Source organism: Thalassiella azotivora (assembly GCF_054781695.1).
This window is the reverse complement of the sequence record NZ_BAAGTX010000002.1, coordinates 204,505-222,146: the sequence shown is the minus strand read 5'-3', so window position 1 is coordinate 222,146 and position 17,642 is coordinate 204,505. Positions and strand designations below refer to the sequence as shown.

General features: G+C 73.5%; 14 protein-coding genes and 1 pseudogene. 6 read left to right on the top strand and 9 right to left on the bottom strand.

The features are described 5' to 3' along the window. Nucleotides 1-77: 77 nt before the first annotated feature. Nucleotides 78-326 carry a WhiB family transcriptional regulator gene (locus ACYVQV_RS02675; RefSeq protein ID WP_461021737.1) on the bottom strand — a complete coding sequence of 83 codons (249 nt, stop codon included), beginning with the start codon at nucleotides 324-326 and terminating at the stop codon, nucleotides 78-80. Nucleotides 327-678: 352 nt separating this feature from the next. Here ACYVQV_RS02675 and ACYVQV_RS02670 point away from each other — a divergent pair, with 352 nt between their 5' ends. Next, nucleotides 679-1,197: a hypothetical protein gene (locus ACYVQV_RS02670; RefSeq protein WP_461021704.1), complete on the top strand. Its 519-nt coding sequence runs from the start codon at nucleotides 679-681 to the stop codon at nucleotides 1,195-1,197. A 70-nt stretch (nucleotides 1,198-1,267) separates the two neighbouring features. Here ACYVQV_RS02670 and ACYVQV_RS02665 read toward each other — a convergent pair whose 3' ends face one another. The 4 genes from ACYVQV_RS02665 to ACYVQV_RS02650 form a co-directional block, all read right to left on the bottom strand. After that, on the bottom strand, nucleotides 1,268-2,170 hold the full coding sequence (locus ACYVQV_RS02665; protein ID WP_461021703.1) for a SigB/SigF/SigG family RNA polymerase sigma factor: 903 nt from the start codon (nucleotides 2,168-2,170) through the stop codon (nucleotides 1,268-1,270). After that, nucleotides 2,167-2,577 carry an ATP-binding protein gene (locus ACYVQV_RS02660; protein ID WP_461021702.1) on the bottom strand — a complete coding sequence of 137 codons (411 nt, stop codon included), beginning with the start codon at nucleotides 2,575-2,577 and terminating at the stop codon, nucleotides 2,167-2,169. The genes ACYVQV_RS02665 and ACYVQV_RS02660 overlap by 4 nt, the downstream gene beginning before the upstream one ends. A gap of 108 nt (nucleotides 2,578-2,685) precedes the next feature. Continuing rightward, nucleotides 2,686-3,240, bottom strand: coding sequence for a GNAT family N-acetyltransferase (locus ACYVQV_RS02655; protein WP_461021736.1), 555 nt, complete (start codon nucleotides 3,238-3,240; stop codon nucleotides 2,686-2,688). A 5-nt stretch (nucleotides 3,241-3,245) separates the two neighbouring features. Beyond that, nucleotides 3,246-7,901: an FtsK/SpoIIIE domain-containing protein gene (locus tag ACYVQV_RS02650; RefSeq protein WP_461021701.1), complete on the bottom strand. Its 4,656-nt coding sequence runs from the start codon at nucleotides 7,899-7,901 to the stop codon at nucleotides 3,246-3,248. 249 nt (nucleotides 7,902-8,150) lie between these two features. Here ACYVQV_RS02650 and ACYVQV_RS02645 point away from each other — a divergent pair. The 4 genes and pseudogenes from ACYVQV_RS02645 to ACYVQV_RS02630 form a co-directional block, all read left to right on the top strand. After that, nucleotides 8,151-8,660 (top strand): annotated as a pseudogene (locus ACYVQV_RS02645) (ATPase, T2SS/T4P/T4SS family); the annotation flags it as partial. Nucleotides 8,661-8,835: 175 nt separating this feature from the next. Next, complete coding sequence (locus ACYVQV_RS02640; RefSeq protein WP_461021700.1) at nucleotides 8,836-9,960, top strand: tyrosine-type recombinase/integrase; 1,125 nt, start codon at nucleotides 8,836-8,838, stop codon at nucleotides 9,958-9,960. Beyond that, nucleotides 9,947-10,282 carry a helix-turn-helix domain-containing protein gene (locus ACYVQV_RS02635; RefSeq protein WP_461021699.1) on the top strand — a complete coding sequence of 112 codons (336 nt, stop codon included), beginning with the start codon at nucleotides 9,947-9,949 and terminating at the stop codon, nucleotides 10,280-10,282. The genes ACYVQV_RS02640 and ACYVQV_RS02635 overlap by 14 nt, the downstream gene beginning before the upstream one ends. A gap of 1,304 nt (nucleotides 10,283-11,586) precedes the next feature. Next, nucleotides 11,587-12,756, top strand: coding sequence for a hypothetical protein (locus ACYVQV_RS02630; RefSeq protein ID WP_461021698.1), 1,170 nt, complete (start codon nucleotides 11,587-11,589; stop codon nucleotides 12,754-12,756). Nucleotides 12,757-12,883: 127 nt separating this feature from the next. On the opposite strand, the gene ACYVQV_RS02625 is transcribed toward ACYVQV_RS02630, so the two are convergent. The 4 genes from ACYVQV_RS02625 to ACYVQV_RS02610 form a co-directional block, all read right to left on the bottom strand. Beyond that, on the bottom strand, nucleotides 12,884-13,105 hold the full coding sequence (locus ACYVQV_RS02625; protein WP_461021697.1) for a hypothetical protein: 222 nt from the start codon (nucleotides 13,103-13,105) through the stop codon (nucleotides 12,884-12,886). 57 nt (nucleotides 13,106-13,162) lie between these two features. Then, a complete protein-coding gene (locus ACYVQV_RS02620) occupies nucleotides 13,163-15,235 on the bottom strand; it encodes a cytochrome c oxidase assembly protein (RefSeq protein ID WP_461021696.1) in 2,073 nt (690 codons plus the stop codon). Further along, entirely contained in the window at nucleotides 15,232-15,777 is a 546-nt protein-coding gene (locus ACYVQV_RS02615) for a copper resistance CopC family protein (protein WP_461021695.1), read from the bottom strand. The genes ACYVQV_RS02620 and ACYVQV_RS02615 overlap by 4 nt, the downstream gene beginning before the upstream one ends. A 140-nt stretch (nucleotides 15,778-15,917) precedes the next feature. Next, nucleotides 15,918-16,835 (bottom strand): cation diffusion facilitator family transporter, encoded by a 918-nt coding sequence (locus tag ACYVQV_RS02610; RefSeq protein ID WP_461021694.1) that lies wholly within the window; start codon nucleotides 16,833-16,835, stop codon nucleotides 15,918-15,920. Nucleotides 16,836-16,963: 128 nt separating this feature from the next. Here ACYVQV_RS02610 and ACYVQV_RS02605 point away from each other — a divergent pair, with 128 nt between their 5' ends. Then, the gene (locus ACYVQV_RS02605) at nucleotides 16,964-17,347 is read left to right on the top strand and encodes an ArsR/SmtB family transcription factor (RefSeq protein ID WP_461021693.1); all 384 of its coding nucleotides are present in this window, start codon (nucleotides 16,964-16,966) and stop codon (nucleotides 17,345-17,347) included. The last annotated feature ends 295 nt before the right edge of the window (nucleotides 17,348-17,642 follow it).

Genomic DNA, 17,642 nt, shown 5'->3' with positions numbered 1-17,642 from the left:
GCTCCCGGCCCGCAGGGGACGGGCACGCGGAAGGGGCGTCCGGTCGGTGACCGGACGCCCCTTCGGAGCTGGTGGGGTCAGCCGGCGCGTCGTGCGCGGGCCGTCCGACGCTTCAGGGCGCGGCGCTCGTCCTCGGACAGGCCGCCCCAGACTCCGGCGTCCTGACCGTTCTCGAGCGCCCACTTGAGGCAGGTCTCGACGACCTCGCACCGACGGCAGACCGCCTTGGCGTCCTCGATCTGGAGGAGCGCCGGGCCGGTGTTCCCGATCGGGAAGAACAGCTCCGGGTCCTCGTCGAGGCAAGCAGCGCGGTGGCGCCAGTCCATCGGGGGGTGCTCCTTTGTGAAGGTGTTCACGAGGTCTCATGCTGAGAGGGGCGCCAGTGGTGCTGGTGCCCCTCGTGCGGTCAAGGGTCACACGTGGGAACCGGGGCCCACAAGGGATCCGTGTGAAGATTTCCGCCAGGCCCGTGAGGGGTTGCTCACAGCAGGCCCGTCGCGGGGAGGTACCCTGCCCGGTTCGTCCAGTGGGGCCAACGTGCGGCGGTGGGGGCGTGTTCCCCTGGCGACGGCCGGTTGCCCGTGCCGGCGGTGGAGCCCCCCCGGTCCGGCTCCCGCCGGTCCCGGCCTGCACCGGTGGGTGCGGGCCTGTCTCCAGGGTGGGGGGTAGCGTGCGGGCGTGCCACTCGAGAGACGACGCGGGGAGGGCCCCGTCGGGCCGTCGCAGGGCGCGGACGGGCCCGCGGACGGGCCCGCGGACGGGCCCGCGGACGGGCTCGGGGACGGCGCGCGGCGGCGTGGCCCGGGCAGACCCCGGGCGCTGGCGGTGGTCGTGGTGGCCGTGCTCGTGCAGGCGGTGACGCTGGCGGTGGTCGGCGTCTTCTTCCTCGTCGAGCTGGCGGTGGCCTCACCCACGAGCGTCGTGTCGGCCGTGACGATCGCGGCGCTCTCGCTGCTGACCGGCGCCTTCCTCGCCTGGTGCGCGAGGGCCCTGTGGGCGGGGCGCCGGTGGGCCCGCGCCCCCGTCATGGTCTGGCAGCTGCTGACCCTCTTCGGGGTGGTCCCGTCCGTGGTGGGCGGCGGCGCGTGGTGGGCCGTGCTCGTCGTCGCGGTCCCCGCGGTGGTGGTGGCCGTGGGGCTGGTCCTGCCACCGGTGGTGGCGGCCACGACACGCTCGGGCGAGCAGCCGGTGCTGTGACGCGGGTGCCGTGACGCGGGTGCTGTGACGCGGTCCGGGGCGGTCGTTCCCGCAGGTCGGCCGTTCGCGGTCAGCCCTCGTCGGTGAGCCCCTCGCGCAGGCTCGCGAGGCTGCGCGCGAGCAGCCGGGAGACGTGCATCTGCGACAACCCGACCTCCTGGGCGATCTGCGACTGGGACATGCCGCGGACGAACCGGAGGGCGATGATCCGCCGCTCGCGGGCCGGGAGCCGGGCGAGCAGGGGGCGCAGGGCCTCGCGGTTCTCCACCCCGGCGAGGTCCTCGTCCTCGACGCCCGGCCAGTCCGCGTCGGCGTCCGTACCGGTGTCGATCGGGACCGTGGAGTAGGCACCGGCGGACTCCAGACCCTCCAGGACCGTGTCCGGGTCGAGGTCGGCGCGCTCGGCGAGCTCGGCGACGGTCGGGGCGCGGCCGAGCTCGTGGGTGAGGGCCTCTCGCGCCTCGGTGAGGGTCCGGACCAGCTCCTGCAGACGTCGGGGGACGCGGACGGCCCAGCCCCGGTCGCGGAAGTGCCGGCGGATCTCGCCGAGGATGGTGGGGACGGCGAACGTCGCCAGGGAGGCGCCCCGTTGCGGGTCGTAGCGGTCCACGGCCTTCAGCAGCCCGATGGTGCCGACCTGGACGAGGTCGTCGAGCGGCTCCCCACGACCCTCGTAGCGGCGTGCCAGGTGGTGGACCAGGCCCAGGTGGGCCTGGACGACCTCGGACCGCAGGTCGGCTCGCCCGGGGTCGTCGGGGTCCATGCGGGCCAGCCGTCGCACCGCGGCGTCGGCGGCGGCCCGGCTGTCTCCGGCGTCGTCCGCGACGCTCGACCGGACCGTGTCGGTGCCGGTGCCGGTGCCGGTGTCGGTGCCGGTGTCGGCGACGTCGGTGGCGACCGGGTCCTGGTCACCGCCCGTGCGACCGTCGCGGGGCACCGGGAAGCCGGGGGCGCGGCGAACGGGCGGTCTCATGACCGCACGACCCGCAGGTGGTGCAACCGGATCCGCACCGCGCCGGGCCGGCCACCCGTCTCGACGTGCCCCACGAGGGCGCCGAGGACCGCCCAGGCGACGGAGTCGGGCGGCGGGAGGGCGGGGGCGGGGCCGGTGACGGTCACGGTGATCGTGTCGGAGCCGAGCTCGAACACCGCACGCAGCTCGTCGTCCGGGGCGGCGCCGTGCAGGACGAGCGCGCTCGCCTCGTCGACGGCGATGCGCAGGTCCTCGATCTCGTCGAGCGTCAGGTCCAGGCGGGCGGCCAGTCCGGCCGTGGCGGTGCGCAGCACGGCCAGGTAGGCGGGGTCGGCGGGGACGTGCAGGTCGACCCGGTCCGCGGGCAGCCCGGGCGTGGGCTGAGCCGTGTCTGCCGTGGTGGTCACGCTGCCCCCCGCTCCGTGCCGTGCGGTGCACGTCGCGGCGCCGCTGAGGTCAATGGTGACCGCTCGGGCACCCCGCGTCGACCCGGGGCGGGGGACGGCGCGGTCGGGTCACGCGTCCGCCGGGTCGGCGGGGTCGGTGGGGCGGGTGGCGTCGGCCGGGTCGACGGGGCGGGCGTCGGCGAGGTCGGCGAGGGCGGGGAGCGCCTCGTCGTCGAGGCGCCAGACCGTCCACTCGTCCTGCGGCGTGGCGCCGATGCCGCGGTAGAAGCCGTGGGCGGGCTCGTTCCAGTCCAGGACCCACCACTCGAGCCGGGCGTACCCCCGGTCGCGGGCCTCCGCCGCCAGCGCGGCCAGCAGGCGTCGGCCGGTGCCCTGCCCCCGGTGCGGCGGTCGGACGAAGAGGTCCTCGAGCCAGATGCCGTGCCGGCCGCGCCAGGTGGAGAAGGTGACGTACCACAGCGCCATGCCCACGACCTGCGCGTGCTCTCCCGCGCCGTCCTCGGCGACGTGGCAGTGCACCCGCGGGTCCGGGCCGAAGAGGGCGCGCTCGAAGTCGGCGGGGGTCGCTTGCACGGCGTCCGGCTCCCGCTCGTAGACGGCGAGCTCGCGGACGAGGGCGTCGATCGCCGGCACGTCGCGCGGCTCGGCCGGGCGGATGGTCACCTGCGTCACGGACGGCTCCCGAGGTCGGCCGGCTGGTCCTCGGAGCACCCTACGGTCGCCGCCGTGCCCCCTGGCCCCACGCCGGGCGGCGTGGCCGCGACGGGCGCGCCGTCGTCGGTGGGTCGGGCGACCTGGACGAGGACCGGTTCGCCGGTCGTCACCAGGAGGCCGCGGCCGGGGCGGCGCTCGGCCCTGCGTCCGACGCGGATGCCGAGCACGTCGCCGTCCAGCGGGGAGAGCGGACCGAGCAGCAGGCCCCCGGCGCCGCGGCGCAGCTGCACGCAGAACCCGCCGAACCGGCCCGCCAGGGCCGGTGTGCTCGCCGCGGCGACGACGACCTCGCCGCTGGTCGCGGACCGGTCGAGGAGGCGCAGCAGCGCGCCCTCGAGGTCGGTCCCGTCGACGGCGTCCGCGTCGTCGACGACGACCGCGGCGGGCGTCCCGCCTCGGGCCGCCGCGTCGAGCAGTGCGTCGAGCCGGTGGGCGTCACCGACCCTCAGCACCCCCAGGACCCCGGTCGGGCCGGTGTCGGGGCAGGTCGAGGTCCCCGGGAGGTCGGCCTGCGCCGGTGCCTGGGGTGCCTGGGGTGCCTGCGGCGCCACCGGTGCTCCCAGCTGCTCCAGCGCGGAGGGGCGCGGGGCGACCAGGACGACCGGACGGTCGTCGGCCAGCAGCGCCCGGACGGCCCGGAGCAGCGTCGTCGTGCGCCCGGACCGCGGGTGGCCGGCGACCAGGAACCGCCGCCCGTCGCGGCCGAGGTCCCAGCCGGTCGGGGCGACGTCGTCGCCTCCCAGTCCGAGCACGAGCCAGCCCGGCAGGTGGGCCGCACCCGGGTGCGCCAGGAGGTCGGACTCCGTCACGTCGCCGGGTAGCGCGTCGACGCGGAAGGGCAGGACGGCGGCCGCTGCGGTCGTGCGCGCAGCGCCCTCGAGCGCGGCGGCCTGGGCCGATCCCGACGCGTCGTCGCCCGGGACCGCGACCTGGACGACGTGCCAGCCGTGACCGTCGACGAGGACCCCGCGCCCCGGGGGCAGCTCACGGGGTGCCTCGCGGGGCGGCACCCCGGCCAGGACGACGTCGGTGGGGTCCGCCGTCCGCAGGACCAGCTTGGTCCCCAGGCCCGCCGCGAGCGGACCGCTCAGCACGGAGCGCTCCCCGCACACCACCGTGAGGACCCCCGCACCCGGCCCCTGGCGCAGGACCGGCATCAGCCCGTCGAGGGCCCGACCGGCGTCCTGGTCCTCCAGAGCCTGCTGCAGGGAGTCGTAGCCGTCCACGAGCAGCAGCACGTACGGGGGCGCGGAGCCGTCGCTCGCGTCCCGGCGCCACTCCGCCAGGTCGGACCAGCCGCCCGCGGACAGCTGCTGCTGCCGCCGGGTGACCTCCGCGTCCAGCCGCCGCAGCAGGCGGGCCACCCGCTCCGGGTCGTCGCGGGGCACGACGGCACCGACGACGGGGAGCGCCGCCAGGCCCGTCAGCGCACCGCCACCGTCGAGGACGTAGACCGCCACCTGCCCCGCGGGCGCCCGGGCCGCGGACACGGCCAGGGTGCGCAGCAGCGTCGTGCGCCCGGAGCGGGCCGTGCCCGCGACACCGAGGCACTGGGGGGAGCCGAGGTCGAGCCGGGCCGGCACCTGCCGCTGTCGCGCGGGGTCGTCGAGCAGCCCGAACGTCAGCCGCACGGGTTCCGAGGGCCCTCGGCGCCCTGCGTCCTGCTCGGCACCGCTGTGCTCCGGGGGCGTCCCGCGGACGGAGTCGAGGGGCAGCGTGGCGGGAAGCGGGGGCAGCCACGGGCTGGCGGGTGGCTGCACCCCCAGGACCGCGGACGCCTCGCGGACGGCGGCGACGACCCGCTGCAGGTCCGTCGGACCGTCCCCCGGCAGCGGGGGGCCGGGTGGTGGCGGTGGGTCCCCGAGCACCGGCCATCCGGCGCGCCGCCACGACGGGAGGGTCCGGGCCGCCTGGGGCGGTCGGCCGCCGACGCGCGCGGTCTGGACCTCCGTGAGCGGCCCGGAGCCGGTGCGCAGCAGCGCCCGGCCGGGGGTCCGCTCGCTGGTCGCCGCCGCGCGGGGGGAGTCGACGACGTCCACGGAGTCCGCGTCGTCGCGCACGCGCAGGGCGATCCGCAGGTTGACGTTGGCCTTGATGTCGGCGCCGACGACCCCGGCGGGCCGCTGCGTCGCCAGGACCAGGTGGACGCCCAGCGACCGGCCGACCGCCGCGATCCGGACCAGGCCGTCGATGAAGCCGGGGAGCTCCTCGGCCAGGACCCGGAACTCGTCGATGACGATGACGAGCCGCCCGAGCGCGGGGACGGCGTCCGGGCCGTCGGCCGGGACGCCGAGGGAGGTCGCCCGGTCCCGGGTGGCCAGGTAGTCGTCCAGGTCCTTGGCGGCGTGCCGGGCGAGCAGGCGCTCGCGGCGGGTGACCTCGGCCGTCAACGAGGTCAGGGCCCGGCGGGTCAGGTCCTCGTCGAGGTCCGTCACGAGGCCGAGGACGTGGGGCAGCCGTGCGCACTCGGCGAACGCCGAGCCCCCCTTGTAGTCGACCAGGACGAAACCCATCTCGTCCGGCCGGTTGACCGTCGCGAGCGAGGCGATGAGGGTCTGCAGCAGCTCGGACTTGCCCGACCCGGTGGTGCCGGCGACGAGGACGTGCGGGCCGTCGCGACGCAGGTCGACCTCGTGCGGACCGTCCGCCCCGACGCCCAGGACCGCGCACGTCGACCGGGGTCGGGCCCGCCACGACCGCGCCACCGCGCCGGGGTCGGTGGGGTCCGGTCGCTCCAGCCCGTGGAGCACCTCGAGCAGCCGGGCGGAGTCGGGCACCTCGTGCCGGTCCGCCTCCGGGGTGGCGTCCCGCAGCGGCGCGAGCAGCCGGCAGACCCCCTCGAACCAGTGGTGGGAGACGAGGTCGGCGACGACGTCGTCGACCGGTGGCTCGCCGGCCACCGCCAGCCTCAGGCGGGTGGCCACCTCGCCGTGCACCGTCACGGTGGCGCCGCACTCCACCGGCAGGCCGGCCGAGCCCTCCTCCAGGCAGAGCAGGTGGATGCCGACCGCCGGCCCCTCCGCGAGCAGGCGCGGCACGCCCGGGACCGCGCGCAGCCGCCGGGCGCCGTCGAGCAGCACGAGCACCCGCGGCCCCGCCCAGGACCGCCGCCCGACGAGGCCGGCCGTGGCGGCCTCGAGCCGGGCGTCGAGCACCCCGACGAGCTCGGCCACGCGTCGGCGGACCTGGTCGGCGGTGGTCCCCACGAGGGCGCCGGCCGCGTCGGCGAGCCCGGGGGACAGGTGCTCCGGCCGGCAGTGCGGCAGCCACCCGGCCGGCTCCCACGCCGCGCCCGCGCCCCCGGGCCCGGCGCCACGGTCGTCCGGACCCTGCGGGTCCGCGAGCACGACCACGGCCAGGTCGCGCGGCGAGTGGGTCGCCGCCGCCTGCGCCAGCAGCCACCGGCCGAGCGCCGTGCGCCGGTGCCGGGGTCCTGTCACACCGAGGACGCCGACCCGCGGGAGGTCGACCGTGACCGGGACGTCGTCGACAGCGGGCCGCTGCGGGGCGCCGTCGTCGACCGCCGGGTCGACGACCCTGACGTCGGACGGCAGGGACGCCGTCCCGACGCCGAGAGCCAGCAGGTCCTCGTCCTCGCGGCGTCGCTCCCACAACCGGTGCAAGGGGGTGGACACCGTGCTGCGGACGAGCGCCGGGTCGGGGGCCGCCGTCCTGCGGCGCACCTGCTCGGCAGCCAGGGCGTCGCGCACCCTGGTCCGGCACGCGGAGACCGACGTCGCGTGCTCGGCCGTGGCCCGCCGGTGCTCGCGCCGGCCGGTGACCCGGTCCGACAGGGCGTTGCCGAGCAGCATCACGGGTGACATCAGCCCGAACAGCAGCGCCATCGGGCTCCACAGCAGCGCCAGCGGCACCGCCACCACGACGGGCAGCACGAGCGCCACCACGGGGACGCGCACCGTCCGCGGTGCGGTGGGCGGTGCGGGGAACCTGACCTCCACCGCCTGGGGGGCCTGCCGCAGCCGCGGTGCCCGGTTCACGAGCAGGGTCCCGTCGCCGGCGGGCTGGACGGCGGCCGCGTCGGCGTCGGGCAGCCGCAGCGCCAGCGTGCTCGACCCGACGAGCACGCGCGAGGACAGGTCGAGACGGACGGCCCCTGGTCCGAGCCGCCGGCCGTCCACCCAGGTGCCGTTGGTGGAGTCCTCGTCCCGGACGCGCACGCCGTCGGCGTCCACGAGCAGCGTCGCGTGCCGGCGCGACACGTCCGGGTCGTCCACGACGAGACCGCGACGGCCGGCGCGTCCCACGGGGTGCTCGCCGGGTCCGAGCCGGTGGACCTGCCCGGCGTCGGGACCACCCACGACGTGCAGCTCGAGGAAGCCGCCGCTGCGACGCGCGCGGGCGGGGTCCGGGCCGCGGCGCCCGACGGTCACGAGGGCACCCTGCACGAACGGTGGATCGCCGGGCGCCACCCCGTCGTCGAGCGGGCGCCCGGCCACGTGGACGTCCACCGGGTCGTCGGGGTCGCGGCCGACGGAGGCCAGCAGCAGCGAGCGCAGCTCGGTCGCCGGGACGTCCGGTCCGACGGTGAGGACGACGTCGGCGCGCGCGGCCCTGCGGACCGCGTCGACGACGGTCACTCGGATCTGCACGCGCTGCTCCTCGGGGTCGGGCGCCGCACATCCTGGCAGCGCCGGGACCCCGTGGCCGGCACGCCTGTGGACGGTGCTCCCACGAAGCCGGGTGGTCTCACCGTCGGTGAGGCACTGAGGACGTTGCGTCGTCTTGGCGTGTGTTGTCCACAACAGCGGCCGGTTGGCGTCGTTTGCCGCACTATCGTGGCCGCCGCCTCGCCGGGCTCCCGTCGCCGGTGCGGTCGACGAGCGCAGGGACGGGACCGGTTGCGGCAGGGGGCAGGAGTGGACGGCGCCACGATCGTCGAGGACGAGGTCCGCGAGCTGATCCGTCGACGGGGGGTCGACCCGCACCGGGACCCGCGCGGGGTCCGGGAGCTGGTCGAGGCCGTCGTCTCCGACTACGACGACCGCTCGCTGGCCGGGTCGCTGCCGCCGCTGACCGACCTGCCGGCGACCGTGAGGTCCGTCCTGGACGCCGTCGCCGGTCTGGGGCCCCTGCAGCGGTACCTGGACGACCCGGGCGTCGAGGAGATCTGGGTCAACGAGCCCGGCAAGGTCTTCGTGGCTCGTGACGGGCGCTCTGAGCTGACCACGACCATCCTCACGGCGGACCAGGTGCGCGACCTCGTCGAGCGGATGCTCAAGACGTCCGGGCGACGGGTGGACCTCAGCTCGCCCTTCGTGGACGCCATGCTCCCCGACGGCTCGCGGCTGCACGTCGTGATCCCCGACATCACCCGCGAGCACTGGGCCGTCAACATCCGCAAGTTCGTCAAAGGCGACTAGTTGCATCGGATGTGGATTCGCGGGCTTGGTCGCACGCGTGTCTGAGCACACCTGCTCCACTGCTCTCGCCGGTGGGCATGGAGTACTGAGGGAGGGCTGCGCCCGTGACCTGGGCCTTTGAGCGATCTTGCATTTGATGCAATGATCCACCTCCTGCTGGGAGGTGGCCTTGGTCGATCGTGGAGACAAGTCGGTGGCGGCGCGGTTGGTCCCGTCGTCGGTGCGCCACCTGCACCCTGAAGACGCCGTGGTGGACGGGATGCTGCGGGGGTGGGCCGCGCAGGGGCGCTCGCGCGGACTCGCGGTGAGCTCGGTCACGATGCGGGAAAGGGTTGTGCGCCGCTTCATCGAGTTCTCCGGGGAGTACCCATGGCGGTGGTCGGCCGAGGACGTGGAAGCGTGGTCGAGCCACCTGCGTGACGCGGGGCTGACGCTGTCCACGCTGCGCGGCTATCAGGCCATGGTCCGGCGGTTCTGCGACTACGTCACCGATCCCGGCTATGGCTGGACTGAGCAGTGCTGGGAGCGGTTCGGCACGCATCCGGTTCAGGTGTTCCACGAGTGGAACACCGTGGTGCATGTCGAAGAAGCTGAGGCGCGTCCTGCGGTCCGGGCGCTCACGCGCGAGGAGATCCAGCGGTTCTTCGACTATGCCGACGACCGCGTCGTGGCCGCTCAGCGTTCGGGGCGCAAGGGGTGGTTGGCGGCATGGCGAGATGCCACGTTGTTCAAGGTCACCTACGCGTTTGGGCTGCGTCGTCGTGAGGTAGCCCGGCTAGAGGTGGTCGACTTCCACTCCAATCCCAAGGCCGCCGAGTTCGGCCGCTTCGGAGTCTGCAATGTCCGCTGGGGCAAGGCCGTCCGTGGCGGGCCGCCGCGGCGCCGGTCCGTGTTGGCAGTGATGCCGTGGACGGCGGGCGTGCTCGAGGAATACCTCGAGGTCCGCGCCGATTACGGCGATCGAGCAGGTGCGTGGTTGTGGCCGACTGAGCGTGGCAGCGGCGTCAGCACGGACTACGTGAGCCGGCGCTTCGCGGAGTATCGAGACGCGCTAGGGCTGCCGACAGAGCTGCACCCGCACTGCCTACGGCACTCGTATGTCACGCACCTCCTGGAAGACGGCTTTGACGCCTACTTCGTCCAGCAACAGGTGGGCCACCGTTGGGGAGGGTCAACGGGGCTCTACTCAGGTCTCAGTAGCGACTTCAAGAACCGGTCGTTGCGGTCGGCGTTGGACCGGTTGGCGGACTCTATGGACGAAGGGTTGGTTGAGGATGCGCGCGGTTGAGGTCGAGTGGAAGTTGCGGCAGGTGATGGCGCAGCGGGGGATGTTCTCGACGACGGATCTGCAACCGCTGCTTGCGGAGCGGGGAGTGAACCTGTCGGCGACTCAGGTGTACCGGTTGGTGACTCAGTGCCCTGAGCGGTTGAACATGCGGGTGCTAGCTGCGGCATGCGATGCGTTGGACTGCACCCCCGATCAGCTGATCGGGCTTCGGGCTGTCGAGCAGAACGCGCCACGCACCGCGGTAGCGGGACGTGCCTCACGGACGACGCCAACTGGAGAGGTGCGAAGGCCGAAGAGAGTGACGTTGAGCCGCGAGCACTGATGACGCGGACAAGCAACCTGGTGGCGAACTCTGCGCGTTCCTCCGCCAGCGATCGGCGCCCTCAACTGGTGGAGCGGGCGGTGATCGCCGCTCTGACCGTGTTGCCAGAGGCCGACCCGGAGACGATTCGTGCCTGTGTCGTCGAGGCATGCCCGCCCGGACGCAGTTTGACGATCCTGGTCCGGCACCTGATCGACGAACCGTCCTTCCTGGTGTCGGGGTCGTCGCGGGCCGTGGGAGTGGTGCGCCGGCTAGCCACTGCGCTTGCGCGCGAGGGCGTGGTGGGAGCCGCCGTCCCATGCTGTGCGACTTGCGGCGAGCCCAAACCGCTCACCTCGCGGCTGGAGTCGGGCGAGAGGCAGTGCGACACGTGCTGGCGCAGCGGGCGACGAGAAGCCTGCGATCGCTGCGGGAACGTGCGCTATCCCACGGGCCGCGCGCCCGATGGCGGCGCGGTGTGCGGGGAGTGCATGCGGCGACGTCGAGCTGCGGAGTGCGTTGAGTGCGGTCGCCTTTCCCCGCCTAAGGGGCGTCACGTCGACGGCGGAGTCTTGTGCCAGAGATGCATGTTGAAGCGTCGGCGCACCCGTTGCTCAGAGTGCGGGAACGTCCGAGCGCTGGGAGGACGTGCTCAAGACGGTGCACCGCTGTGTCAACGCTGCCACTCCCACCGCGATCACGAGCCGTGCGCGGACTGTGGGCGCCGCTGGGAGCCCGGCGGCCGAACCAGCGATGGGTCGGCGGTCTGTAAACGCTGCTGGTGGCGCCGCAACCAACCGGCGTGCACGGCATGCGGCAGCCGCCCCCTGAAGCCTCGCCATCATGAGGGACGGTTGCTATGTGCCCGGTGCGACGAGGCGCGTCCCAAGCCGCCTTGCGTCAGGTGTGGGCGGCCGGCGAAGAAGGTTGTGCAGGCTCCAGACGGTCGCGTATGCGTGCGCTGCTCGAAGCGGGCCGCGCGGTCCCTCGACCCGACCCGCAGGAGAACCTCTCCGCCGCCATTGCGTCGCATATGTGACCGGTGCGGCGAGCATCGCGTCATCCAATCCCGCCGCACCGGCGAGGACGTCTGCAAAGCCTGCAGCCGCCTGCCTCAACTCGTGTGCGCGGACTGCCGCCATCCCCGAGTCCGCGGACGTGACGGTGGCGAACCGGTGTGCCCGCGGTGTAGTTCGACTGCCGTGGACTCCTGTCGTCGGTGCGGTGGGCAGGCATTCGCCATAAGTGATCTGAGCCCACGGCGATGCTTGACCTGTCGGCTCCGGGTGCGGATCCTCGCCTCCCTCTCAGCAGGCAGCGGAAAGGTGCCTGATCAGCTGCTGCCCTTCGTCGAGCAGTTGTCGACCGCCGAGGACCACGACCAGGTGGCCAGGTGGCTGAGCCGTAGCCCCGCCATGGTGGTGCTCCGTGACATGGCGCAAGGTCGGCTACCTATCGAGCACGCAACGCTTGATACGGCAGGCGCACATCGGCGGGCCCGAGCGACCGGTATCGAGCACCTTCGACGCCTACTCGTGTCGGCCGGGGTGCTCCCGCCCAGAGATGAGCACTTCGCCCGCCTGCAGCGCGAGATCGAGGCCCGCACAGAAGCTCTCGCGTCCGCCCACCGGTCCGTCCTACGGCGCTTCGTCACGTGGCACACCCTGCCGCGCGTCCGGTCGAGGATCGCCCAAGGACGTGACCCAGAGTCCACCTGCTCGAATGCGCGCAACGCCCTCTTCGGTCCGTACCGGCTATTAGCCGACCTCGAGGCAGCCAACGTGCCGCTGAACGCGTTGAACCAGCCAATGGTCGACGTCTGGATGACCGAGAACCCTGGCTATGTCATCCACACAGTGAAGTTTCTACGCTGGGCGCGACAGCAGCGCCTCGCCCCGGCCTTGGATCTGCCGAAGCAGAAGATGGACACGCCACGCACCTTCATCCCCCACGACGAGCACTGGGCTGCGGCCCGGCGGTGCCTCACTGACGACGCGCTGCCGCACCGCTTGAGGTTGGCCGGCTGCCTAGTCCTCCTCTACGGCCAACGAGCTTCCACCATCGTCCGGCTACGGCGATCCGACGTCACCGTGACCGACGGGGTCACCCACATCGACCTCGGCACGGACTCCGTCGTCCTAGACGAACCGCTCGCCGGTATCGCCAGGGACCTTGCCGTCGCCAGAGTGCCCCAAGCTCAGCCCCGCGGCCTCTCTCGTGCATTCAACGCGGACGGTGACGGGTGGCTCTTACCCGGTCGCGGACCAGGCAAGCGTCTGGGCGACGCAGCCCTACGCGTGGAGCTCACAAGACTCGGCGTCCATACCCGTGCTGGCCGCAACACCGCTCTGCTAGCTCTGGCTCGTGATGTCCCACCCATGGTTCTCTGCGACCTGCTTGGCGTCGGCGCCAGCACTGCCGAGCGCTGGCGCAACTATGCAGGTGGCTCGTGGGCTGACTACGCCGCGGAGCGCTCTGCGAAAGGGATCAACTGAAGCAGGGACGGGCGCGGGGGCCGCCACCTGGGAACCAGCGGGGAGGGCGGGTGTGCTGTGCGGGGTGCGAGCTCTCTTCATCGGCGGTAGGAGGGTCGGGCGGACGAGACGGTCGGGGCGCGTTCGGTCACTGCTCGGGTGAGCGGGGACGGGTGTGAAGGGCCTTCGGTTGGGTTCGCTGGGCAGCGGGCGGGGACCCGGCTCGGCGAGCTTCTTGTGCTTGGTCGCGGTCGAGCTTGGCCATCGCGGCGCGTTCGCGCTGGTCGGCCCGCAGTATCGCCCGGATGGCGAGCCAGAACAGCAGTCCGACGCCGATGCTGGGAACAATCGCTCCGAGGATCTCCATCATGAGGTGTGGTGCTCCTTGGGTGCATGTGGGGTGTCAGCTGGTGGTGGGCGGGGGCGGTCACGGGCGCTCTGGTGCGGCATCGGCGTGCTGCGAGGCAGTCGAGGACTCGTCCGAACCGCGGGTGGCCGGCTGGGGCTGGGGTGCGGTGTGCGCGGCGGCGCGTCGTTGGAGCATCGCGTTGTAGGCGGCCAGGTCGGCGTCGCCGTCTCGGTCGGCTTTGCGGTCGTGGCGGCGGGTCTCGCGGGCGTCGTCGCGGATCCAGGCCAGCGCCATCGCGACGGCGAGGATCGCGACGGGGTAGTCGCCCAGTGCCCAGGCGAGGGCGCCGCCGCGGTACTGGTCTTGCGCCAGGGTCGGTCCCCAGGTCCGGTCGAGGGAGGCGAACCAGTCCTGGGCGAGGATGTCGACGGTGTCCATCATCGAGACCCCGTAGAACGCGTGGTAGGCCATCGTCGCGATCAGGATGATGAGTCGGATCGGGTAGACGGGTCGTTTGGGGCCGGGGTCGGGGCCACAGATCACCCACGCGAACAGGTACCCGACGATGATGAAGTGCGCCGTCATCAACACGTGACCGGTGTGCGTGCGCAGTGACAGCTCCAGGGCTGGTGAGTAGTAGAAGACGATCAGGCTGCCGATGAACAGGATGGGCGCGACGACGGGGTGCGCGAAGCTCCTGAAGACCTTCGAGTGCACGGTCAGCAGCAGCCACTCCCGCGGCCCGCGGCTGCCGTCGCGGCGGGCCACGGTGGTGCGCAGCGCCAGCGTGATGGGGGCGCCCAGGACCAACAGGATGGGCACCAGGGTCCCGATGGTCATGTGCTCGACCATGTGCATGCTGAACAGCACCCGCCCGTACACCGTCGGCCCACCGCTGGTGGCCCAGATCAGCACCAGGCAGCCAGCGAGCCAGCCGATGGTGCGTGGCACCGACCAGTGGTCTCCTCGCCGCCGGAGGCGGATGACCGCGGCCAGGTACCAGGCGGCGGCTGCGACGGCGACCGGCGCCCAGACGGTGTCAATGCGCCACTGGGTGAACCACTCGGCGACCCCCAGGGGCGGGGGCATCGGGTAGCCGAGCAGGGACTCGGTCAGCGTCACCGGTTCCGGGGGTGCGCCGGCAGTGACCGGAGAGGTCCGGGCCAGGGCCACCGCCAGGCCGGTTGCCACCGCCATCACGACCAGCTCGCCGGCCGCGAGCCGGGCGAACGCGCGGCCGGTCGCGGGGCTGGTGTCCAGGGCGGCCAGGATCCGACGCCGGTGCACCCAGCCGGCGGCCCCGAGCACGACGATCGCGATCACCTTGGCGCCCAGCAGCAGCCCGTACGCCGAGGCCAGCCCGGACCACCCGCCGGAACGGACCAGCGCCCCGAGCACCCCGGAAGCGGCCACCAGGGCGAAGCACCAGCCGGCCAGGGTGGAGAACCGGCGTGCCGCGACGGCGAACCGGTCGCCCAGTGAGCGGCGCAGCAGCGCCAGGCCGGCGAGCCCACCGACCCAGATGCTCACCCCGAACAGATGGGCGGCCTGGGTGTCGACAGCCGCCTCGTGGTTGCTGGCACCGGCAGTGTGACCGGTCAGCGCCAGCGGCCACAGCGCCGCCAGGGCGATGAGGGCCATGACCGCGACGGTGGTCAGGCGGGTGGCCAGAGCGGCGCCGGTGGCCACGACGATCACCATGGCCAGGCTCGCCGCCAGGGAGCGGCCGAGGTCGAAGTCGAACACGAAGGACAGCAGCTGGCCGCCGGTACCTGGCGTGGAAGGGCCTGTGCCGGCCAGGTCGGAGTAGGTCAGGGCCAGCACCGTGGCCCCTGCTACCGCCCACACGGTGCCGGCCACCGCCGCCAGCCGTACGCCCTCGGCCCGCACCCGGCCCAGCCGCCCGGCCGGCACGCCGGGATCGGGTGGCAGCACGACGGCGACCAGAACCAGCAGACCGATGGTGACCGCGGCCGCCGCGTCGTGGATTGCGCGGGCCACCGGCAGCCCCCACCGGGTCAGCGTGCCGGGGTCGGGCAGACCGGGTGCCGGTGCCTCCAAGCCGCCGGACGCCAGGAGCGCTGCGACGGCGACCACCGGCACCAGCAGGACCGTCCCGACGCCCAAACCCGTTCTGGTCGCGCCGGTCACGACGGCTGCCCTGGTCGGCGCCGTGACAGCCAGAACCCGGCCCCGACCAGAGCAGCCAGGGCCACGGCGGCGATTGCGAGGAGCTGCCCGATCGACACCCCGCCGGTCGCGCGGGCGTCGGCGGCCACGATGCCGGCGGTCGACGCAGGTTCTGGTGCCCGACCGGAGGCGGTAGGCGACGGCTGCGGCTCGCTGCTGGCCGGAGCGCCCGAGGTGGTTGGTGGCGGTGGCGCGGTGACGGTGAAGTCCAGGGTCCCGGTGATGGGGTGCCCGTCCCCGGACACGACCCGGTAGGCCAACTGCCAGCCGGTCGCCTGCCCGGCGGTGGTGGCGGCGGCCAGGTCCGGCGGTACGTCGGCCAGCACCTGTGAGCCCTGCACGGAGGCGGGGACCTGCGCCGGCGTGCCGGCACCGACCGCCAGGGTGACGGTGGCGAACCGGGGCTCGACGTCCTCGTCGAACGTCAGCGACACCACCGGCGGCGACCGGTCGAGTGAGCTGTCCGCGGCCGGGTCAGAGCTGATCAGCTGGCTGTGCGCCACCGCCGGTAGCGGCGGCCCAGCGGTCAGCGCCACCAGCAGCGCCGCCACCAGAAGGGCCCCGAGCAGCGGGCCAGGCAGCTGGCGACTGCGGCACCCCTGCGGACAGAAGGTCGGTTCCGGTGGGCGTGCTGCGGCGGGGGTCATGCGTGCATGACTCCTTCGTGGTGACGGTGCCTGGCGGGTTCGATCTGGAAGGTGCAGTGCTCGACGTCGAAGTGGTCGGCCAGGCACTCGGCGAGCTGGTCCAGGACGGGGGCGTGGTCACCGGTGGCGATGGCATCGGTCACCACGACGTGCGCGGACATCACCGGCAGCCCCGAGGTGATGGTCCAGGCGTGCATGTCATGGACGTCCAGCACTCCTGGAGTCGCCAGGATGTGGGCCCGCACCTCTTCGAGGTCGACTCCCTTGGGTGTGGCCTCCAGCAGGATGTCGAGCGTCTCGCGCAGCAGTGTCCACGCCCGGGGCAGGATCATCACGGCGACCAGGACCGAGGCGATCGGGTCGGCCAGGTCGAAGCCGGTGATCTGGATGACGGCGGCGGCGATGATGACCGCGACCGAACCGAGCAGGTCTCCCAGCACCTCCAGGTAGGCCCCGCGCATGTTCAGTGACTCCGCCTGCGCCCGCCGCAGCAGCAGCAGCGAGGCGGCGTTGACGGCCAGTCCGACCACCGCCACCACCAGCATCAGCGCGGACTCCACCTGCGGCGGGTCGGTGATCCGGCGGTAGGCCTCGAACAGGATGTACCCGGCCAGCCCGAACAGGACGACGGCGTTCAGGCTGGCCGCCAGGATCTCCACCCTCTGCAGGCCGAAGGTGCGTCGCGGTGTGGCGGGACGCTGCGCCAGGGTCACCGCGATCAGCGCGACCGCGATGCCGGCGGCGTCGGTGGCCATGTGCCCGGCGTCGGCGAGCAGGGCCAGCGATCCGGACAGCAGCCCGCCGACGATCTCCACGACCATCACCGTGGCGGTCATCGCCAGCGTGATCGCCAGCCGCCCGCGGTGGGCGGCCGAGGCCGTTCCCGGGCCGCCGTGGCTGTGCCCTGCACCCATCAACTAGTCCTTCCCTGTGGACACCGCGTGCCCGCAGCGGCGCCAGGCGTCATCATCGTTAGGCGCCGATGGTACCGAGCCCGGGCGGGGCGCACGGCATCGGCACGCATCGGCGTTAGCATCGGTGCATGGCGATCCCAGAGGTAGATCCGTCGGAGCGGCTCGGGTCGGACGCCGACCAGGCGACCGAGGTGGCGGCCGCGGCAGTGTGCCTGTTCCGCAGTCTGGCCGATCCGACGAGACTGGCGATCCTGCGGCATCTGACGTTGGGTGAGCACCGGGTGGTGGACCTGACCGAGCACCTGGGGATGGCGCAGTCCACCGTCTCCCAGCATCTGGCGTGCCTGCGCGGGTGTGGGCTGGTCACCTCGCGCCCGCGGGGCCGGGCGTCGCTGTTCTCCCTGACCACCGAGCCCGAGCTGATGGGGCTGCTGGCCGCAGCGGAGCGGCTGCTGGCCGCGACCGGGGACGCCGTGACCGCCTGCCAGCTCAGCGGTGACCGGGCGCGATGACCGTTCGCCGTGTGACCGAGATCCGTGATCACCCTGCGGGTGGGTCGGTGCTGATCGTGCTGGGTCCGGGCGGTGGCCGGGACGTGGTGCACGTGTCCGCCCGGCCCGCCCCCTCGTACCGCGACCGGACGCCCGGTGGAACGGCGTTGGCCGTCGCCGTGCACTGCCAGGGTGGGTGTCTTGTCGGCGGCACGTTGCTGTCTCGCACCAAGGATGGTCCGGTCCGCACACCGGTGCCGGTTGCGGTGGCGCTGGCCTGTATCCGTGATGGTGTGCACGCCACGTTGTGCACCGT